This is a genomic window from Nostoc sp. MS1, assembly GCF_019976755.1.
Lineage (GTDB): Bacteria > Cyanobacteriota > Cyanobacteriia > Cyanobacteriales > Nostocaceae > Trichormus.
On record NZ_AP023441.1, the window covers coordinates 3,202,816 to 3,222,078 of the forward strand.

Annotated in this window: 18 protein-coding genes; 5 read left to right on the plus strand and 13 right to left on the minus strand. The window is 38.8% G+C overall.

The window, feature by feature from the left end; genetic code table 11:
- Positions 1–38: 38 nt before the first annotated feature.
- On the minus strand, positions 39–989 hold the full coding sequence (locus NSMS1_RS13875) for an N-acetylglucosamine kinase (protein WP_224094243.1): 951 nt from the start codon (positions 987–989) through the stop codon (positions 39–41).
- A 1-nt stretch (position 990) separates the two neighbouring features.
- Positions 991–2,262, minus strand: coding sequence for an MFS transporter (locus tag NSMS1_RS13880; protein WP_224094245.1), 1,272 nt, complete (start codon positions 2,260–2,262; stop codon positions 991–993).
- 204 nt (positions 2,263–2,466) lie between these two features.
- Here NSMS1_RS13880 and NSMS1_RS13885 point away from each other — a divergent pair, with 204 nt between their 5' ends.
- A complete protein-coding gene (locus NSMS1_RS13885) occupies positions 2,467–2,742 on the plus strand; it encodes a GlsB/YeaQ/YmgE family stress response membrane protein (protein ID WP_224094257.1) in 276 nt (91 codons plus the stop codon).
- 161 nt (positions 2,743–2,903) lie between these two features.
- Here NSMS1_RS13885 and NSMS1_RS13890 read toward each other — a convergent pair whose 3' ends face one another.
- A complete protein-coding gene (locus tag NSMS1_RS13890) occupies positions 2,904–3,086 on the minus strand; it encodes a CsbD family protein (protein WP_224094259.1) in 183 nt (60 codons plus the stop codon).
- A gap of 183 nt (positions 3,087–3,269) precedes the next feature.
- On the opposite strand from NSMS1_RS13890, the gene NSMS1_RS13895 reads away from it, so the two are divergent.
- The 4 genes from NSMS1_RS13895 to NSMS1_RS13910 all read left to right on the plus strand — a co-directional run bounded on the left by NSMS1_RS13895 (position 3,270) and on the right by NSMS1_RS13910 (position 5,821).
- The gene (locus NSMS1_RS13895) at positions 3,270–4,136 is read left to right on the plus strand and encodes a TIGR02587 family membrane protein (RefSeq protein WP_224094261.1); all 867 of its coding nucleotides are present in this window, start codon (positions 3,270–3,272) and stop codon (positions 4,134–4,136) included.
- Complete coding sequence (locus NSMS1_RS13900) at positions 4,133–4,531, plus strand: TIGR02588 family protein (protein WP_224094262.1); 399 nt, start codon at positions 4,133–4,135, stop codon at positions 4,529–4,531. The genes NSMS1_RS13895 and NSMS1_RS13900 overlap by 4 nt, the downstream gene beginning before the upstream one ends.
- Positions 4,532–4,595: 64 nt before the next feature.
- Positions 4,596–5,273 (plus strand): potassium channel family protein, encoded by a 678-nt coding sequence (locus NSMS1_RS13905; protein ID WP_224094264.1) that lies wholly within the window; start codon positions 4,596–4,598, stop codon positions 5,271–5,273.
- 5 nt (positions 5,274–5,278) lie between these two features.
- A complete protein-coding gene (locus tag NSMS1_RS13910) occupies positions 5,279–5,821 on the plus strand; it encodes a DUF3124 domain-containing protein (protein ID WP_224094266.1) in 543 nt (180 codons plus the stop codon).
- Between the two features lie 105 nt (positions 5,822–5,926).
- Here the strand turns inward: NSMS1_RS13910 and NSMS1_RS13915 are convergent, their stop codons facing one another.
- The 10 genes from NSMS1_RS13915 to NSMS1_RS13960 form a co-directional block, all read right to left on the minus strand.
- Positions 5,927–7,480, minus strand: a complete 1,554-nt coding sequence (locus NSMS1_RS13915) for a cation:proton antiporter (protein WP_224094273.1) — start codon at positions 7,478–7,480, stop codon at positions 5,927–5,929.
- A 136-nt stretch (positions 7,481–7,616) separates the two neighbouring features.
- The gene (locus NSMS1_RS13920; protein WP_224094282.1) at positions 7,617–9,116 is read right to left on the minus strand and encodes a cryptochrome/photolyase family protein; all 1,500 of its coding nucleotides are present in this window, start codon (positions 9,114–9,116) and stop codon (positions 7,617–7,619) included.
- Positions 9,117–9,221: 105 nt separating this feature from the next.
- Positions 9,222–9,476 (minus strand): TIGR03643 family protein, encoded by a 255-nt coding sequence (locus NSMS1_RS13925; RefSeq protein WP_224094285.1) that lies wholly within the window; start codon positions 9,474–9,476, stop codon positions 9,222–9,224.
- A 14-nt stretch (positions 9,477–9,490) separates the two neighbouring features.
- Positions 9,491–10,186 carry a glycerol-3-phosphate 1-O-acyltransferase PlsY gene (gene plsY, locus NSMS1_RS13930; RefSeq protein ID WP_224094286.1) on the minus strand — a complete coding sequence of 232 codons (696 nt, stop codon included), beginning with the start codon at positions 10,184–10,186 and terminating at the stop codon, positions 9,491–9,493.
- A gap of 137 nt (positions 10,187–10,323) precedes the next feature.
- Entirely contained in the window at positions 10,324–12,492 is a 2,169-nt protein-coding gene (locus NSMS1_RS13935) for a GumC family protein (RefSeq protein ID WP_224094288.1), read from the minus strand.
- Positions 12,493–12,665: 173 nt separating this feature from the next.
- Positions 12,666–13,979, minus strand: coding sequence for a polysaccharide biosynthesis/export family protein (locus NSMS1_RS13940; RefSeq protein WP_411908681.1), 1,314 nt, complete (start codon positions 13,977–13,979; stop codon positions 12,666–12,668).
- A gap of 61 nt (positions 13,980–14,040) precedes the next feature.
- Positions 14,041–14,775, minus strand: coding sequence for a cyanoexosortase B system-associated protein (locus tag NSMS1_RS13945; protein WP_224094292.1), 735 nt, complete (start codon positions 14,773–14,775; stop codon positions 14,041–14,043).
- Between the two features lie 247 nt (positions 14,776–15,022).
- The gene (crtB, locus tag NSMS1_RS13950; protein ID WP_224094294.1) at positions 15,023–15,943 is read right to left on the minus strand and encodes a cyanoexosortase B; all 921 of its coding nucleotides are present in this window, start codon (positions 15,941–15,943) and stop codon (positions 15,023–15,025) included.
- Positions 15,944–16,015: 72 nt separating this feature from the next.
- Positions 16,016–17,185, minus strand: coding sequence for a DegT/DnrJ/EryC1/StrS family aminotransferase (locus NSMS1_RS13955; RefSeq protein WP_224094296.1), 1,170 nt, complete (start codon positions 17,183–17,185; stop codon positions 16,016–16,018).
- Between the two features lie 391 nt (positions 17,186–17,576).
- Positions 17,577–18,929 (minus strand): hypothetical protein, encoded by a 1,353-nt coding sequence (locus NSMS1_RS13960; RefSeq protein ID WP_224094305.1) that lies wholly within the window; start codon positions 18,927–18,929, stop codon positions 17,577–17,579.
- Between the last annotated feature and the right edge of the window lie 334 nt (positions 18,930–19,263).

Genomic DNA, 19,263 nt, shown 5'->3' on the forward strand with positions numbered 1-19,263 from the left:
TTAATAATTTTTTCTTTAGAAGTACAACAATTACTAATTTATCTTGTCAAACTCTGCAAAGCCAATAACCCAGCGCCATATGCAGGTTCATGACGAGGAAAAATTACCTTTACCTGCGGAAACTTATCTACCATAGCAGATGTAAATCTCTCATGTATATTACATCTACCCTGCCATACACTACCCGTTGTCACTATCTCTAAAGCGGAGTCAGGACTAAAAATGTCCTCAATAACTGTAGCTGTAGCTTTCACTAATTCCCTAACAGCATCATCAATTATATGATTGGCTACTTCATCGCCATAAGCGGCGGCTAAATCAACTATCGGTGCTAAAGCAGCTATTTGTTTAACTCCCCATCCCCGACGATAAATAATCTCGATTAAGTCTTCTATATTTTTTAAATTCAGATGTTGCTGAAAAGCTTCGATGAGACTGGTAGATTTTTCACGACCATCATAAGATTTTAGTGCAGCCTGCATTCCCGCCACAGCAATTTTATAAGCGCTTCCTTCATCACCTAAAATATATCCCCAACCACCAACTCGCTTAGTTTCTCCCTGCTGATTTTGTCCAAATATTATAGAACCAGTACCGACGGCTGCAACAATTCCCACAGAATGACCAATACCACCAACTAAAGCAATTAAAGCATCGTTACAAATAACAATATTAGATGGTTGTAAATTCCAAGTAATAGGTAAAGTTTGGGTATCTATTAACCCACTTACTAAACCTTTAACTATGTCTATATCTTTAGCACGACCTACACCAGCTAATCCCAAACATATTGCATCAATTTTGATAGGCTTGCTTAATTTAATTGCCTCATAAATTGCTGATTGAATAGACATAAATGCGGCTTCTGTGCCTATACTTTGATAATTAGCTGCACCTGCTTGACCACGACCAATAACTTCGTGTTCATCATCCATTAAAATACACACAGTTTTGCTACCGCCGCCATCTATCCCTAATACGTAACTCATACTAACTAGTTTGGTTATTAGTTTCTGCTGGTAAAGGAATGAACAAAAGAGAAATAATTCCAGGTATGGCCAAAACACAAACCAGAGTGAAAAATAGTGGATAGCCAAGCAAATTTTGCAAATAACCACTCATGATTCCTGGTAACATCATTCCTAAAGCCATGATGCCAGTAGAGATGGCAAAGTGAGAGGTCTTGTATTCGCCTTGGGAGACATACATTAAATAAACGCTGAAAGCTGTAAACCCAAAACCATAACCAAATTGTTCTACAGAGACTAAAGAATATACCAAGGGTAATGTAGGTTTTGTATAAGCCATGTATACGTAAAATACATTTGGGACGTTTAAAGCTAAAGCCATAGGTAAGAGGCATTTTTCTAAGCCATATTTAGCTATAACTACTCCTCCTAAAATACCCCCACAAATTAGAGATATAACACCAAATGTCCCGTAGACTAAACCAACATCTGATGTAGTTAGTCCTAAACCGCCTTTTCCTATTGGATCTAATAAAAATAAGGAAGCTACTTTCAATAGCATTGCCTCACCAAACCTATAAAGTAGGATAAAGGCTAAAATTGCCAAAATCTTTGGCTGTTGAAAGTATGAGCTAATAATTTTGAAGAAGGGAATTTTGGTTGTTTGTGTTGGTTGTCGTGGTGTGTCTGATTCTGGTAGAGGTAAAGTTAGGCGATCGCACACCGAAATGACTGCTAAAATTACAGCAGCAAAACCTATAGCTAATGTCCAACTCAGAGGAATATTCTTAAGTTTTGCTTCAAGCTGTCCCGCTATAACAACCAAAACTCCAGAGCCAAAAATAACAGCTAACCGATAAAATAGTGAACGAATCCCTACCAAGAGTGCTTGTTGTTCTGTGGTTAAAGCGAGTAGGTAAAAGCCATCGGTAGCGATGTCGTATGTTGCAGAAATAAATGCACCTACTGTCAATGCTGCTAAGGAAATGAAAAAGAAATTGGGTAATTGTAAGCTAAAAGCCACTAAACCCAAACAAACAGACATAGCAAATTGGGTATAGAGTATCCACTTACGTTTAGTTGAGTAGACATCGACAATTGGCCCCCAAAACATTTTAATTACCCAAGGTAAATAAAGAAAACTTGTCCAAAAGGTGATTTGTGCATTATCTATACCTAACTTTTTGTAGAAAATCACAGAAACGGTGTTGATAATAACGTATGGGACACCAGAAGCAAAGTAGAGAAGCGGGATATAAATCGCAGGTGAGATAGATTTACTAGGAAACTTCATGAAATTTTATTAACTAAGCAATGTGACTGTTAATAGCTGGTAATAGTAGGCGATCGCTACCAGTATGATGGTAAGTGAAATTGCTATGTTAGACGATGAATGTAGTAAATCTATAAAACTGTATACGATACTTATCCCTTATGGTAGAAGGAATAATTAGCCGAAATTAATACATTACTAGTAAGTTATTTACACAGTAAAATTATGAACATCATAGCTTGGATTATTCTTGGTTTAATAGCTGGAGCTATAGCCAAAGCTATTTATCCCGGTCGTCAAGGTGGCGGTATTTTGGGAACTATGATTTTGGGTATTATTGGCGCTTTAATCGGTGGCACAATTGTTACCCTAATAGACACGGGAACACTTTCATTGACAGCAGCAACTCTTAGTATTTCCGGTATCATTGTGGCAATTATTGGTGCTATAGTTGCCATCTTCCTCTGGAATTTAATCACTGGCAGTTCCAGAAGTTATTAAACGCTTAATAACACTCATGGTTAGAGAGAATTTACTCTCAACTAACCTTTTTTATATTAAAGAATTAAACTATAAAAACTCCACTACATTATCAGTAGTGGAGTTTACAAATTATAACTATCACAACAAAAAACTGAACTACAAAGATTAACTAAAGCTTTTTAGTCAATAGCTTTCTTGAGTTCATCTTTAATATTTTCTGTTGTATGAATTACTTGAGCTTCAGCTTGTTTAGCTTTACCTTCAGCTTTATCTGAGGGATTTCCACTCAATTCACCAATGACTTCTTGTAATTTGCCTTCAATGTTTTTAGCAGTTGCTTCAATTCTTTTTTCGGTACTCATATTTTTCTATATTTATTCAAATCGTTAACATAAAGTAAACTACCAATAATCAATAATTTGTGAAACTATCACAAGGAAGATATTATTTTAAATAATTAATTACTATAGATAGATGCGTTAATATAAAATGATATATTAGTAAATACAAAGAATAAAATAATAGATATTAGGTAAGCATTAGGAGTGAATAAAGAACCTAAGATAAATGGTTGGTTACGAGAACTCAGTGATATTCTGCGGGGTACTTGTGGAGGCTTTTTGTTTGGTATCCCACTAATATATACTATGGAAGTTTGGTGGATTGGATCACTAGCAAAACCAAGACTAATAATAACAGCGATCGCCACAATGTTTTTTGTAGTTTTCGTACTCAACTATACAGATGGTTTTCGTAAACGCAGAAATACCTGGCGAGTTGATGAAGCTGCTATAGATACGGTAGAAGCAATGGCGATTGGATTTGTTTGTTCAGCTTTTATCTTGTGGTTGTTGCGAGAGATTACAGTAGAAACTTCCTTAAAAGAATCCTTGGGTAAAATCATCTTTGAAAGTGTCCCATTTACTCTCGGTGTAGCATTAGCCAACCAGTTTCTAGGAAATAGTAATCAAAATAACTCAGCATCAGATAATCAGCTAACAAATAACTTTGGTTTACACGCCACATTGGCTGATTTAGGTGCAACTGTCATTGGTGCAATTGTCATTGCTTTTAATATCGCACCAACCGATGAAGTACCTATGTTAGCAGCCGCTATTTCACCGCCTTGGTTATTAGCATTGATGGCCGCATCTTTAGTAATTTCTTATGCTATTGTATTTCAGGCTGGTTTTTCCGACCAAAAAAAGCGCAGACAGCAAAAAGGAATTTTTCAACGACCATTAAGTGAAACAACTATTTCTTATTTGGTATCTTTGCTAGCCAGTGCAGTGATGTTATTTTTCTTTCAAAAGGTTACTTTTTCAGACCCTTGGCGGATGTGGTTAGAACATACTTTAGTCTTGGGTTTACCTGCAACAATTGGCGGTGCGGCTGGTAGGTTAGTAATATGACACAAACACAAGAAAAACCACCTCGTTCTTTAGCTGAGATGGTGACATTTGGCATAGCTTTATTTATCCTGGCAATTATTATCGGCTTAGTGGGTTACATTTGGTTGAATGAAGATGACAAACCCCCTATTTTATCAGTAAGTAAAAGGCAAATAGTGCGGGAGGTTGATGGACAATTTTATGTTCCTTTTGAAGTTATGAATAATGGTGGAGAAACTGCTGAGTCTGTACAAATTGTTGCTGAGTTAGAAATTGCTGGTAAGGTTATAGAAACAGCAGAACAACAAATTGATTTTTTATCTAGTAGTGAAAAGGAAGAAGGCGCTTTTATTTTTACTAAAAATCCACGCCAAGGAAAATTAATTGTCCGGGTTGCTAGTTATAAGTCGCCATAGAAAATGCGGAAAAAGCTCCATAGCCTGTAATGTTAAAGTAAAAATATTCAGTATTGGAGCGACCATGTACGTGCTGATCGGTGGAGCAGGTTTAGTCGGGCTGAGTTTGGCTCAAAAACTAGTAGAATTAGGACATACTGTTGCTGTAATTGATATTGACCCTACCGCTTGTCGCTATGCTCGTGAACAAGTAGGCGCAATGGCTTTTGAAGGTAGTGCAGTAAGTACAGAAATACTACTAGAAGCAGGAATCCGTAAAGCTAATGCCTTAGCAGCAGTTCTCCGTAGTGATGCTTTAAACTTGGCGATGGTAACTCTTGCCAAGCACTATGGCGTTCCTCATATTTTAAGCCGGATGCGCCACCCTGATTTTGCTGAACCACTTCGTTTGGCTGGAGCCAATCATATCATCAGCACCGTTGAATTATCAGTGTCAACGATGGTGAATGCGATCGAGTATCCACAAGTAGAGTCAATGATGCACTTTGAGCAAGGACAAATTGAAGTTTTAAAACTGGCAATACCTAATAATTGTTATGTAGTTGGACGTAGTGTAGCAGAAATTGCTCAAGATTCCCGTTTTCCTACTGGTTCACTGATTATCGGTTATCAACCTCATCCCCACGAAAATCTGATGATTCCTAATGGGAGTACAGTATTAGAAGCTGGTTCAACTGTTTTGATTGTCACTAAACCAGGGTCTTTGCATCAAGTAATTGATTTTATCGAAGGCTGTAAATAAATTCAATGAAGCTTTATCAACATTTGTATTTAGCAATTACAGTTCTTATTCTTACCTCTTGCCAATCAGATATCCAATCAAAGTCACAATCAGATAATCCTCTAGCTACTCCATATCCCAAGGTAGTAACTTTAGATAAAGATTTTCAACCAGTAACAGGACAAACAATTTATGTTCCTGTCTATTCTCACATTTATCATCACAACCGAAAGGAAGTTTTTAATTTATCTGCAACTTTAAGTATTTGTAATACTGATTTAAACAATCAGATCATCATAACTTCTGTGCGTTACTATGACTCAAACGGTAAACTATTAAAGCAGTATTTGGAAAAACCGATTCAACTCGATGCACTAAGTGCTTATGATTTTTTTATCACAAGAGATGATGTTAGCGGTGGTGTAGGTGCAAACTTTATTGTAGAGTGGGTAGCAGCAAAAACAGTTTCTCAGCCCATAATTGAAGCCGTCATGATTGGTACAGACTTTCAGCAAGGAATTTCCTTTATCAGTCCTGGAAGGGTAATTAAGACTCAAAATAATAAGTAAAACCAACTTGGGATAGGTAGTATTGTTTGATAGAAAGAACAAATTCTTAAAAGCAAACTGGAACAAAATTTGTTCAGTATTCTTGATTGATATATTAGTAAACCATCAATCATCGTCAAGTCGGAGTAATTGTTCATCAATATTTCGTATTCTTCCTTGCACAGTTTCTTCTGATAAGATTCGCTTACGCATTGCTTCATTGAGGGCTCCTTTTTCTGCTAGTAGCAACCGACGACGAATAGCATCTAGTTTACTCAACACCCCATTTCTACCATCAAATTCATCGGGACGACGATTATAAAATTCACGTAATGCTTTTTCGGCGGAAGCTATCTGCACTTGATAAGTTGAACGCATTTCTTCATACACAGCTTTTGGTAGTACCCCTGTTTTTAACAAAGTATCTAGTTCATCCTGTGCAGCTTTAGCTGTGATTAGTTGGGCTTGTAAATTTTCGACCTGTTGCTGAACCTCCGTAAATTTAGATAGGTTTAAGCGTTTTACCATCCAAGGCAAGCTTAATCCTTGTCCTACTAGTGAGACTAGAACACTACCAAAAACTATAGCAATGAGAACTTCTCTACCCGGCAATGTAGTGGGTAAGCTTAACGCCAAAGCCATTGACAAAGAACCCTTGATATTGCCTAGAAAAAGTAAATGTTGCCAGCGCAGGGGAATAGGACGATCAAACCAACGCACTCCTGCTAACAAAGGATAAATAGTCAAAACTCGCCCAACTTGATAAGCCAAAACTGCAAATAAAATTGCAGGTAAGGTTTTCCAAAGTGTATTTAGGTCTATTTCTACACCAATCAGTAGAAAAATAAACGTATTAGCAGTAAAGCTAGCGTATTCCCAAAAACTCAACAAAGTGATGCGGTTAGAAGCTGAAGTATTCTGTGAAAGCGCAAAATTACCGAAAATCAAGCCAGCTATAACTACAGCAACAGCACCTGATACACCAAAAAATTGCCCTACCTGAAAAGTTCCTAAAGCAACGGCAACTGTTAACAACAGACTACTCAGTGGGTCATCTAATCGAGTGAATACAGGTATGCTCAAATAGCCCAAGACCAACCCCACAAGACATCCACCTACAGAGATAAACAGCAGTTGTTGGATTCCCTCTGCTACAGTAAGTGAACCTGTAGTATAAACTTGAGAAATCAGGTTGAATAAAACTAAAGCAGCCGCATCATTAAATAAGGTTTCCCCTTCCACAATAGTAGAAAGCCGAGATGGTACTGGTATTTCTTTAAAAACGGCAATCATGGAAACAGTATCAGTGTTTGCCAAAATCACGCCTACAAAAAATGCAGATATCCAAGGCAATCCCAACCCAAATTTCAACAAAAGAGCAATAATCGCACTAGAAATTGTAGCTCCTGGGCCAGCGAGCAAAGCAATTGGTTTAAAGGTACTTCTTAGCCGACTAATATCTGTATTGATGCCAGCATCAAATATGAGAATCGGCAGAAAAAGATTCAAAACTAAAGAAGGATCTAAACCAATGGGACGAGACAATAGTTCACTAATTGGCAACCCGGCCAATACTAAACCTGTTACGTAGGGAACACGAAGCCACCGCGTTAGCAAGGCAACGCTAGTAGCTATGATTAGGAGAATAATTGAAATTTTGATTAAGGACGCAACATCCACTTTGATTTATCACACTTATTTTAAGTACCTTGATAAACAGTGCCAAAAATGAGTACTAATGTCAAAATTCTATGGTTAGATTTCTAAGTACGTCGAATATATCTAAATGAGTTGAGGCATATTCGCCAATTACGAATTAACAATTATCGTGCCATACTTGCGCTTGTGTGCGGATAGATTGTAATTCTGCCGCAGACATTTTATCTAAATTTTTTAAAATAAAGCTCATCCTTCCTTGATGTTGTAACTTATCACGGTGTCTATCCAGAAAGTTCCAATAGAAAAAGTTAAAAGGACAAGCATCTTTACCAATTCTTTCTTTATGGCTATAAGTGCAATTTTTGCAATAATCACTCATTTTATTGATATAGTTAGCAGATGCTCCATAAGGCTTTGATGCTAATATCCCTCCATCGGCAAATAAACCCATACCAATCACATTTGTCTGCATTACCCAATCATAGGCATCTATAAAACTAGCATGAAACCAATTTTCTACTTCTTGGGGTGAAATTCCAGCAATTAAAGCAAAATTACTCAACACCATCAATCTTTGGATATGATGAGCATAGCCTGTACGTTGTATTTGAATAATAATCTGCTGTAAACAATTCATTTTAGTTTTACCAGTCCAGAAAAATTCCGGTAAAGGTTTTGTATGGTTAAACCAATTTTTCTGGTGATAGTCTACATCTACATAGTTATAGACACCACGCATATATTCTCGCCAACCCAAAACCTGACGAATAAAACCCTCTACACTATTTAAAGGTAGTTGTTTTTGTTGATAAGCTTTTTGTGCTGCTTGTATTACTTCTAAAGGATGAAGTAACCCTATATTGAGGTAAGGAGAAATCATGGCGTGCCACATGGTTTCTTCCCCTGTTACCATTGCATCTTGATAGGGGCCAAAATCAGATAATCTATATTCAATAAACCAATCTAAAATTTGCAGTGCTTGTTGGCGAGTCACACCCCAACGAAATGGTTCTACTTCTCCGTAAATGGGAACTGAAAGAGATTTAACTTTGGCTATAACATCTAATGTAATTTCATCTGTTTCAAACCATTGTGTCGGGGGTGTACGTAACTTACCTTTTGGTGGTTGACGGTTTTCTTTATCTAAATTCCACTGTCCTCCTACTGGTTTATCTCCCTCCATTAAAATCTGCCAGCGCTTTCTACCTTCTCGGTAAAAATCTTCCATTAATAGGCGTTTACGATTTTTAGCCCAACTATTAAATTGTTCTGTAGTCCACAAAAAATGATTATTAGGAACTAAACTAATTTTACAAGGTAATTCTAAACTTTGAATTATATGTAAGAATGGGCGATCGCTAGGAGTCATCACCCGTAGTTCAGTAATTTGATTTGCCCTTACCCATGCTTGTAAAGGTTGAGCAAAATCATCGGCTATTTCATAACTAACAGTATAATTTTTTTGCTGCAATTCTTCCGCAAAATGGCGCATTGCTGACCATACTAACACCAGCTTTTGCTGATGATAGCGGCGAGTTTGGATATGTTGTATTGATTCAATAAAAATTACAGGCAAATTTTCTTTTTGAGAACAGCTTTGTAATGCTGCTTGTTGTTCCCAAAGCTGATCACCTAATATCCAAACTCCAATTTTCATATCATGTCTGTTAAATGATTTATCATATCATGGGGTTGGTAATAGGTAATCGGAAAAAACAATTATCTGTTAGGTAGCAGAGTAAGCATACATATCACATTAAATTTATGTTTTTTGATTATCTGATTTGAATCTACCTGCAAAGAAATCTCGTTTAACTAAGTGCTTGGTTTTACGTTCAGTGACTCGCTCTCGCCACATCCGATAACTTGATTCTTTCATTTCGCGTTTCATGAGGGCAATTACCTGTTTTTCCAACAGTCCAAATTGCGCTTCAATCGCATCAAAAGGCGTTCTATCTTCCCAAGCCATTTCAATGATGCGGTCTATGGTTTCAGTATCTAATTCTGGTAGCTTCATAAGAATAATAACTGTCAACTGTCAACTGTCAACTGACTCTGCTCTGTTTCTGCTGTGAGTTTCTGCCCAATTTTGGGTTCTGTACCTGCAAGCAAGCGCTCGATATTGCTGCGGTGACGCAAGATTACATATAAGCCGCCAGCAATACCAAATAAAATGTAGGGCAAGGGTTGGTGCAGAAGTACCATTACTAGAGGAACTGCGATCGCTCCAGCAATTGAACTGAGTGATACAATCCGTGATATCGCCACCACAACAGCAAATACACCAAAGGTAGCCAAACCAACTTGCCAATTCATCGCTAATAATATTCCCAAGCTGGTGGCTACAGATTTACCACCTGTAAAGCCTAAGAAAATCGATTTACTATGTCCTAAAATGGCAGCTATACCTACTATGGTGACTAACCAAGGTTGCCATAGTTGAACATTTACTGTTGCAGGAATGAGGTTTTGGCTAGCGGCGAAGTTAAATAAATAATAAACTAAGGCGATCGCTAATACGCCTTTTAAGCAATCTAGTCCTAAAACAAATGCTCCAGGGCCTTTACCCAAAGTTCTCAGGACATTGGTTGCGCCTGTGGAACCTGAACCCACTTCACGGATATCAATACCCTTCAATTGTTTCACAGCGATATAACCTGTAGGGAAAGATCCCAACAGATACGCCACAAATACTACTGCACCACACAGACTTAACCACAAACCCATAAATCCACCACAGTTAAGTGACAGTTGACAGTTGACAGTTATTAATTATCAGGTTATTTCCCTGTTTATTTTTTACCATCCACTGTCCATTGTTCACTGTTCATTGTTCACTGTCTACTGTCCATTGTCTACTTTTCCTAATTATTACTAACACCAACAGAAATTTCTGATTCATCATTTACAGGTGTTGAATCAGTAAATTCATCTGATGGTGGTAAAGATACAGTAATATCAGCACCGTTGATAATTACCCCTAGTAATCCGAGTTCCGCTTCTACTAGTTGATCAATGGCTTCAGCCATCACACTTTCTTGGGTGTAGTTTACTCTTGATACTAATACTATGCCATCACTGTAAGGCTGAATTAATAATGGGTCGTTAGATACGCTTAATGGTGGCGTATCTAATATTACCAAATCGTAACGTTCCCTTACGTCTTCCATGAGTCGCCGTATTTCGCTCGATTCTAGGATGGCAGCAGATTGACGCACAGGCCCAGGACTAGGGATAATGTATAAGTTTTCGACTTCAGGAACTAAGCGAATACATTCACTTAAATTGCCGTAATAGCGTAGGGGTTCAAGAGTAGCATCATCATCAGGCGCAATTCTCAAGGATGCACAGCGTGATGGAGATCGCAAATCTGTTTCAACGATTAAAGTTCTTTTGCCAGCACGGGCAGAGGCTACACCCAAGTTATAAGCTGTGGTTGTTTTACCTTCTTTGTGCATGGTACTAGTAACTAAAAGCACCTTTAAATTTCTGCCACTAATGCGCCGTAAGTTACTGCGGATTTTTTCATAAAACTCTAAATACAGAGAATCGGGAGAAATAACTATAGGTAATGCTTCTGGTGGTAAATCGTCCACTGGTAATACTGGCACTTCTCCCAGCATTGCCACATCCCGTTGTTTGAGATTTTCTTTAATCGCTTCTCTAGTGCGGAGTGTACCTTCTAAGCTTCCTAACAAGAAGATTACCCCACCACCTACTATCAATCCTAAGAAACCACCTACACCCAGAGTTAAAGGTACACTTTTTGGTTTATTAACATCAATTGCGACTACGGGGGGTTGAGCAATACTAAAGCTACTCACAGTTTCAGCTTCGGCGGTTTGAGCGTCGGTGAGCTTGACCTGCATTTGATCGTAAACTGCTTTCTTGAGTCCGACTTCCTGCTCCAAACGCGATCGCTCTAATTGTTTGTTGGGTATCTGAGAATATTCCTGCCGCAATTTTTGTTCATCGCGGATTTGTTGAACTAATTGTTGTTGTAGTGTTTCTTTTTGAGTTTGCAAAGCCACCATTTGGTTAGCTAACTGCTGTCTTGCAGGGTCGAGGCTACTCTGGCTGCGGATGCCGTCAATATTTTTCGCTAAGGGTGCAGCCGTACCACCGCCACCAATTACTTCTGCCGCCCTTTGTTGGAGTAATTCTTCATTTGCTTGTTTTTGACGTTGCAACTGAATCATCGTCGGGTGTTCTGGTCGCAAATCTTTGCGCAGTAAGGCGATTTGTGATTCTGTTTGATAGATTTGCGTGCGCAAACTAGCGATTATCGGATCGGCACTTAAAGCCGAAGATACATAAGATTGATTAACATTTAAGCCTAATTTATCTTGCAAGCTGAGAATCTGCGCCTCAATGCCGGCAATAGTTTGGCGAATTACCCGTTGCTGATTTTGACTACTGGTAACAGCACCAAGTAAACTACCATTTTCTGCGGCTAATATCGCTGGACGTTCACGGCGATCATATTCTTCTAAACGTTTTTCTGCCGCTTGTAGTTCGCCTCTAACCTGCGGTATGCGTTCATTAATCTTGCCAATAATTGACCTCAATCGCCCAGTATTAATATCACTACTGAGCTTGACCATAGACTGCATTAGTGCGGTTAATATTTCTTGCGCCCGCTTGGGGTCACTATCTTTATATGCTAAACCAATCAGGTTTGATTCTAATTCCCCAGTACGTGGGTTTTTTTTCGCTGGTGACAGCGACACATTAGAACCAACTGTTCTGGCAGGAACTCCCACCTTAGCAGCCACGCCTTCAATTACTTGATTTGATAGAAGTACTTGCTGGTTTAATTCCTGACCTTGTTGCTGAATTTCACTACCTGTTGCCGAAAATGATACTGGGGGTCGAGAGTAAGTAAGAGAACCGGTTGCTGTGTAGGTAGGTGCTGGTTCTGGTTGGATCGCCACAACTGTTGACCCCGCGACAACTAAAGCAAAGCTGGCTAATCCAATCCATTTATATTTTTCAAAAGCAATAAGATAGCTTTTAACAATCGGTGGGGTCATAAAAGAGGCATATAAAATTAATAAAAATTTATGCGGTCAAGCAGAAAGTTGTTGTAATGTTTACTTGCTATTATTCACTATTTATGGTTCATTAGTCACCTAAATTACTTGATTCTTTATTTTTGAGGTCAACAGTAGTGCGATCGCAGTTCTCAAACTAGCTCTAGTCTCCACTACCGCCCAAAGCTGTCAAAAAAGTTCAGGAATGAACGAACATTAAAAAATGGTTGAGTAATAGTACTGAGGAAGTTTGTAATCCTACCAATCAAGTTGCGTCCAACTACAATAACATCATTATCTTGTAATGGCACATTTTGAGACACATCACCTTCTAAGGCTTTTCTCCCATCTAGTCTTTGTGTGACGGCTTTACCACGTTCAGCGTCAAACCGCACTAAAGCAATATTTCTCACATTAGCAGTATCCAGATTAATTCCACCTAGTGCATCTACAAAAGTACTACCATTAGGCAGCGTTTGAGTCACAAGACCACCAGCAGCGTAATTTAACACCCTGACTCTAATTTGTGGTGTCGCCAAAGTGGAACGTGCTACTAAATTGCGGTCATAACCGTCCTCTGTGCCGACTTCACGGCGAGGAATTACTAATGAATCGCCATCTTGTAAGCGTAAGCTAGGTATTGAGCCATCATTTTGTAATGCAGCATACAAGTCAACAGTTTGAGAAATAGTTGAACCATCCACTAATTTGCGACGTACTTGCACTTGACGTAAATCTGCGGAGATAGTAGAACCACCCGCCACCAGCAAAGCCTCGCCAATTCTGGGTAGTACAGGGTTCAAGTTATAAATACCGGGTCGGGAAACCTCACCGCTAATACTCACTTGCACTGGTCTGGGATTAGCTAAACTTACTACCAAAAGCGGATCGACGAGAATTTTACTCAAACTCAAACGGATTTTTTCTTGTGCTTCTTCCAAACTCAAGCCCTGTACAGACACTAATCCCACTTGGGGAACTATAATATTACCTTCTGCATTCACTTGAGCTTGAAAACTGTTATCTGGGCGTTGTGCTGTCAAAGATAAAACTACCACAGGGTTAATAACAAAGCGATTCAGCAATGAGCGGATTTTCTCTTGCGCTTCTAATAGAGTTAAACCTTGTAAGGAAACTGTGTCTAATAGAGGAACAATGATGTTTCCTTCTGGATTGATTGCAGCTTGAAAGCTCAAATCGGGAAAGCGTTGCACTGCAACACTAACTACATCTCCAGGCCCCAAGCGGTAAGGCCCAGGAGGGCGCTGAAATGTCACGTTGATTGCGTCACCAGGGCCTAGTAGGTAACGGGTGAATTGGGGAGAGGTTTCGTTGTTAGGATTTTGCGGTGCAGTTTCAGTTTCTGGAAGAGGTTGAGGAAATATTTGCCCAGTAGTTGGGGTTTGAGCGATCGCACCTTGAAAGCTTGTAGCTAAGACAAATCCTATTTGCAAACTGGCGAGAGAAAGGGCGTTGAATGCACGCATATGATTACTGAAAACTATTAACACTGTTGACTTTTGAATATACCGCAAGGAGTCGTTGCCACTATGAAGTAATTTTTAAAGGCCCCGCTATCAATGTGGATTGTACTGCTTCCCCAATAGACTTGGCTAATGGCCAAGTAGTTTCCACATCACCTAGTGGTTCCATAGGAATCAGTATACTGACAGCTACCCACGGAGCGCGACTCTTATGTAATTGCGCTAATTGATCTGCTAAAAACCAGCGTACAGGAGATGAGTTACCACCATTGGGAAAAGCATACCATTGCAGAACTGCAAAAGTTTGCTGCTGTGTAGAGGCTCGAAAGAATTGAGCTTCTACCTGAATTTTGCTATTTTCTTTGGCGTTAACTGACTGATTGATCGCAAATTCAGCAGAGCGGGATTGTGCTATTTCCCATTTTCCCCAGCGTAATTTTCCCCAACTACTAACATCAGTCCACTCTACTTCGGGTTGATTTTTTGAGGTAAGTTGTGGCAGTAAAAGCAATAAAACCTGTTTTTGTGAGCTTTCTTGCTTAAGAATCTGCAAAGACCATTTGTGCTGTCCAACAATTTGTTCACCTTGCTCTGTAGTTTGCCAACCAGGTAGATTTATTCCGCGATTACGTATCTCCCTTAATTCCTTAAGGGTTGCAATAGGTGGTGGTTGTTTCCATTGCCAGTGTCCGCTCAGATATCCGGGTACTGCTCCTACCGTCAACAGTAGAAGGAATAACAGAAGCACTACCAAAGTGGTCAGATGCTTGTAGTTGATGAATTTAGATAAGGGAACCATTAGTAAAACTGCTATATTTACGCAAGATTTTACTTGAAAAAATGACACTGTGAGTTCAGTAAAATCTTCAGTCTATCTACGTTTATACACTAGAATCTCCACAGCGATTTTGTTCAATCTGCTTAAGTATATGAATTATTGGTGAATTTTCTTGAGCCACTCCCCACTCAGCACTAGGTCAAAATAAAAAGTCTAAGCGCGAAAAGCTAACGCTCAGACTTTCTTTAGCTGCAATAGAAGTTTTTGCTTAATCAATAATCTCAGGTGGCAGTAGTTGATTTTCTGACTCTAGTTCAGTTTCTAGAGGTGCTGAAAAGTAATCACTCATCCAATTTAAAATGGGGATTAAAGATAGTAGCATCAATGCGGAGTAGAGGTCGCCACCCCAACTATCATGAAGCCATTCAAAGGCGGCTTCTTGACCAGTGCCATGAAAGAAGCTGAGTATTGTGTTACGAATGATATTCGCAATTACGCTAATCACAACAGCCGTGGATAAAAACCAGAGAGTTACACGGCGTGAAGATAAGTTGTCTGTCCAATAAAGCAGCATCAAACAAACATAGATGGTTGTAAATAACATTTTTAACCCTGCACAATAGGGTGCGACTTCAACAATCCTACCGTTTACGTAAACATTGATACCATCTACCACTGCATTCATTCCGAACTGGTTGAGAATAAAACCTGCTGTACCAGCGATGAAACTTTGCAGTGGAAAAGTATAAGGAGCTATCAAGTATGGAACTGCTGTTGGGGTAGCTAAAAATATCAAGAGTAAAGGGAAACCTAGCAATTTTAGCCCCGGAAAACTCTTAAACCATAAACACAAGCCTACCAAGATTGTGGGTAGCGAGAGGTTAACCCACTCGGTGACATTAGTTAAGTAAAATATTGCCCCAATGACGAGTAAAGCTGCTCCTAAAGGATTGGTTTTATTTGGTAGACGTTGCCATTTTTTGCGGTTCTCCCAAATCAGATAAGCGGCAAATGGGAGACCGATGATGCCATGACTAAAATATTCATGTTCTGTACTGATGGTTTTATATAGCCATCCGTTGAACCAATATATGATGACAGGAGCATACAGTAGCACTAAAAGACCAAGAATGCCTATGCTCAGTAATTGTTCTGTATTTCGAGTTCTAATCTGTTGCTGGAGTGCCATAAGCGTAAGCTATTTAAAAATTTATGAGTGCAACTTGCAAGCGCGGATTTTCTAGAAATACCGGACTCAGATTTATGCTACCTGAGTTTCAGAGGATGTTGACTTGATGGTATATCCTACGACTGTAGCTATGGCTGCTACTACTTCTCGAATCTGGCTTTGACTTAAACCAGGGTACATCGGTAAAGATAATATTTGCTTGGCTAGTTTTTCTGATTGGGGAAAATCACCTGGTTTATAGCCTAAATTGGTAAACGCTGGCTGTAAGTGACAAGGAATTGGGTAGTGAATGCCAGTTTGAATGCCTACGGCTGACAGTTGTTCTTGAATATACTGGCGTTCTACTGGACAGGAATCATCAATTCTAATTACGTAGAGGTGATAAACGTGACCTGTTCCACTATGGTTTTGTATGGGGGTGATGCCAGCAGATGCTAATGGTGCTAATTCTAGGTCGTAGGTTTGGGCGATATTGAGGCGATCGCTATTCCATTGAGGTAAATGTGGTAATTTTTCTAGTAATATTGCGGCTTGTAATGTATCCAAGCGGCTATTTGTACCCAGTTCAACGTGTACATACTTTTGGGATGAGCCATAATTACGGATACTGACAACTTTTTTCGCTATATCTGCATCACTGGTAAGAACTATTCCGCCATCACCGAAAGCACCTAAATTTTTACTGGGATAGAAACTAAAGGCGGCTGCTGTTCCTACAGAACCAGCTTTGTATCCTTCTCTCTGGGCTAGGTGCGCTTGGGCTGCATCTTCAAATATAACTACGTTATGGGTTTGAGCAAAATCTAATAGCTGCTTGGGTGATACCATCTGCCCATACAGATGCACAGGGATAATGGCTTTGGTTTTGGCGGTGACTACTTTAGCTGCTGCTTCTAAATCAATTAAGGCTGTTTGTGGGTCGCAATCTACGAGAATGGGTTTAGCACCGACTTGGAGAACACCAATTAATGTGGCGACAAAGGTGTTTGCGGGTAAAATCACTTCGTCTCCAGAGCCTATATTACAGGCTTGTAAACCCAAGGCGATCGCATCAGTACCAGAAGCCACTCCCACGCCATACCCCACCCCTGAAGCAGATGCAAAAGCTGCTTCAAACTCTGCTACTGCTTTACCTAAAATAAAATCTCCCTGTTGTAATACTTTCTGTATTGCCTGTTGTATCTGACTCTCAATGGGCTGATGTTGTAAATGCAAATCGACAAAGGGAACTTTTACACTCATTGCCAGTTAGCCTCAAAAATAAGTACCAGTAATTTATCTAGTTCTAATATGATGTATTTATGACATTACAGCCAACGGACAAAACAATATAATCTGCACAAGTTAATGAATATTTGATGAATTTTTGATGTATGGCAGAAGGCAGGAAGGTTTGAACATAATGCACTTCTATCAACATAGTTTTTGTCCAGCGTTCTACTTACGCCTATATAGCTAAATTTTTGTAATTTAGTATAAATAGATACTATATTAAAATATAAGTTATAACGCAATTTGGGCTAGGCGCGTTACGCTGAAGCTAACACGCCCTACAGATATTTGATCAATCAAGCATGATTCCTAAATTTTTAGGAACTTTGAAAACATCATTTCCAAGCTTTAACCCTTAATCCTATTTCTTCACTAAGAAATATACTGTGGCATACTCAGGTAATTGCCTAATATATTCTTTAAAAGAGTTTTGACTAGGAAAAACTCCTGATAGAAAATCCAGTTGATATAAGTTTGGTAAAAATGCACCGCCTGTATCTGCAATTACTCCCATTTGTAATTGCTTACGTCCACCTTGGCTATGCTCTAATAAAACTATTCTACCTAACCCAATATTTAAAACATCCCCAGCAAATGTTACTCCTGGTTTGACAGATATTTTGGCATCTATGTTATGTCCATAGCCTTTAATGGCATCGACTTGGCGAAAGTACCAGTAGCGCTTTTGGGCTGTTGCTCTGAGTCCTCGAACATAAGACATGCCGTTGTTTCTATCAACATTAAAAAATGCTTTAGTACCATCGGTAAAATTTATCAAGATTGTACCTTGCATTAAAGCTTCTTCTAAACCATTCCTAGTTAAATAAGCTAGAGGTTCAACTTTTCCATATTCTTTACCTCCTGGCTCATAAATACCAGATAATACATCTTGTTTTGTATATCTGGTATAGAATTTGTCGGCGATGTTGTTATCTTTTAAACTATAGATTGGTGTATTAAAAGTTGCACTTCGCTTGCGAGAACCTGGATGAGTAAATACAGCATATTTAGTAATTCTTAACTGCTTTTGAATTTGATTTTCTGGGTTATATGCTGTCCATCTAATGACTCGAAAATTGCGGTTGATAAAATTGGGATTTTGTAACCGTGTGATGCGATTGTTAGCTATATCTTCTTTAAGAACTGCAATCATAAAGTCCAGAGTTTTCAGAATATCTTCTGTGGTAACTTTTTGCGTACTCAGCAAGCCAGGGCGTAAAATATCTGGGTCGTCTGAACCATGTTCTTGAAAGTATTGTCTTGTATTAACGAGAACAGCTAATAAGTCTGATTGATTAACGTTAACTTTAGCGGTTGGTAATTGGCTAGGAGATAAAATTTGATCACCATCAACGCTAAACTTATACTTTTTCCACTCATCAATAATGGGATAAGTAATCGAGGTTGTGGCTAATTGAGTAATTAAATTAGGGAATTTTTGTTGAGTTCTATTTTGAGAAAATATTTCTGCTTGATTGATTCCTGTGTTTTGCCAAAAATTTGTGCTTATCTGCGTATTATAAGTAAGTAGCTGAGAGGATGTATTAGGTTTTACCTGTTGATTTAGGCTGATACTTTTGTCATCTTGGGGCTTTTGCTCTAGCTGTTTAGCTTGGGAGTAATTATTATAAACACTACTACTAGCTATACCAACAAATGAAAACGCCGCAACACCTAGTAAAAGTCTAATTTTTGGGCTGAACAGGATACTCATAAATCGTTAATTAATTCATACTATTAATTTGCTGATGCACTTTTATGGCATCGGACAGGGCATTAAACCTCTTCCATCTCTAGGGAGAAACTCAGCCTAAGATTGCATTATAACCTGCATACTGATGACTAAACTTTCGTTTTAATTCCTAGTCTTGACTGAAAAACTGTCTACTAGCAAATATAAACACTCAGTAATTACTGGGGAATATAGATTTGTCAGGAATCTTTCTCCAGATTCATGAAAACTTATTTGAATTTTCTCACGATCGCAATCACATATTCTTGTCGGTTTGGCAATTAGTAAGTTATACCAAATGGAATCAAAGGCTACT

Excerpts from the sequence above, each read along its gene's own strand:
- NSMS1_RS13875 (WP_224094243.1), bottom strand. The coding sequence starts at position 989 with ATGAGTTACGTATTAGGGATAGATGGCGGCGGTAGCAAAACTGTGTGT.
- NSMS1_RS13880 (WP_224094245.1), bottom strand. The coding sequence starts at position 2,262 with ATGAAGTTTCCTAGTAAATCTATCTCACCTGCGATTTATATCCCGCTT.
- NSMS1_RS13885 (WP_224094257.1), top strand. The coding sequence starts at position 2,467 with ATGAACATCATAGCTTGGATTATTCTTGGTTTAATAGCTGGAGCTATA.
- NSMS1_RS13890 (WP_224094259.1), bottom strand. The coding sequence starts at position 3,086 with ATGAGTACCGAAAAAAGAATTGAAGCAACTGCTAAAAACATTGAAGGC.
- NSMS1_RS13900 (WP_224094262.1), top strand. The coding sequence starts at position 4,133 with ATGACACAAACACAAGAAAAACCACCTCGTTCTTTAGCTGAGATGGTG.
- NSMS1_RS13905 (WP_224094264.1), top strand. The coding sequence starts at position 4,596 with ATGTACGTGCTGATCGGTGGAGCAGGTTTAGTCGGGCTGAGTTTGGCT.
- NSMS1_RS13910 (WP_224094266.1), top strand. The coding sequence starts at position 5,279 with ATGAAGCTTTATCAACATTTGTATTTAGCAATTACAGTTCTTATTCTT.
- NSMS1_RS13920 (WP_224094282.1), bottom strand. The coding sequence starts at position 9,116 with ATGAAAATTGGAGTTTGGATATTAGGTGATCAGCTTTGGGAACAACAA.
- NSMS1_RS13925 (WP_224094285.1), bottom strand. The coding sequence starts at position 9,476 with ATGAAGCTACCAGAATTAGATACTGAAACCATAGACCGCATCATTGAA.
- plsY (WP_224094286.1), bottom strand. The coding sequence starts at position 10,186 with ATGGGTTTGTGGTTAAGTCTGTGTGGTGCAGTAGTATTTGTGGCGTAT.
- NSMS1_RS13935 (WP_224094288.1), bottom strand. The coding sequence starts at position 12,492 with ATGACCCCACCGATTGTTAAAAGCTATCTTATTGCTTTTGAAAAATAT.
- NSMS1_RS13940 (WP_411908681.1), bottom strand. The coding sequence starts at position 13,979 with ATGCGTGCATTCAACGCCCTTTCTCTCGCCAGTTTGCAAATAGGATTT.
- NSMS1_RS13945 (WP_224094292.1), bottom strand. The coding sequence starts at position 14,775 with ATGGTTCCCTTATCTAAATTCATCAACTACAAGCATCTGACCACTTTG.
- crtB (WP_224094294.1), bottom strand. The coding sequence starts at position 15,943 with ATGGCACTCCAGCAACAGATTAGAACTCGAAATACAGAACAATTACTG.
- NSMS1_RS13955 (WP_224094296.1), bottom strand. The coding sequence starts at position 17,185 with ATGAGTGTAAAAGTTCCCTTTGTCGATTTGCATTTACAACATCAGCCC.
- NSMS1_RS13960 (WP_224094305.1), bottom strand. The coding sequence starts at position 18,929 with ATGAGTATCCTGTTCAGCCCAAAAATTAGACTTTTACTAGGTGTTGCG.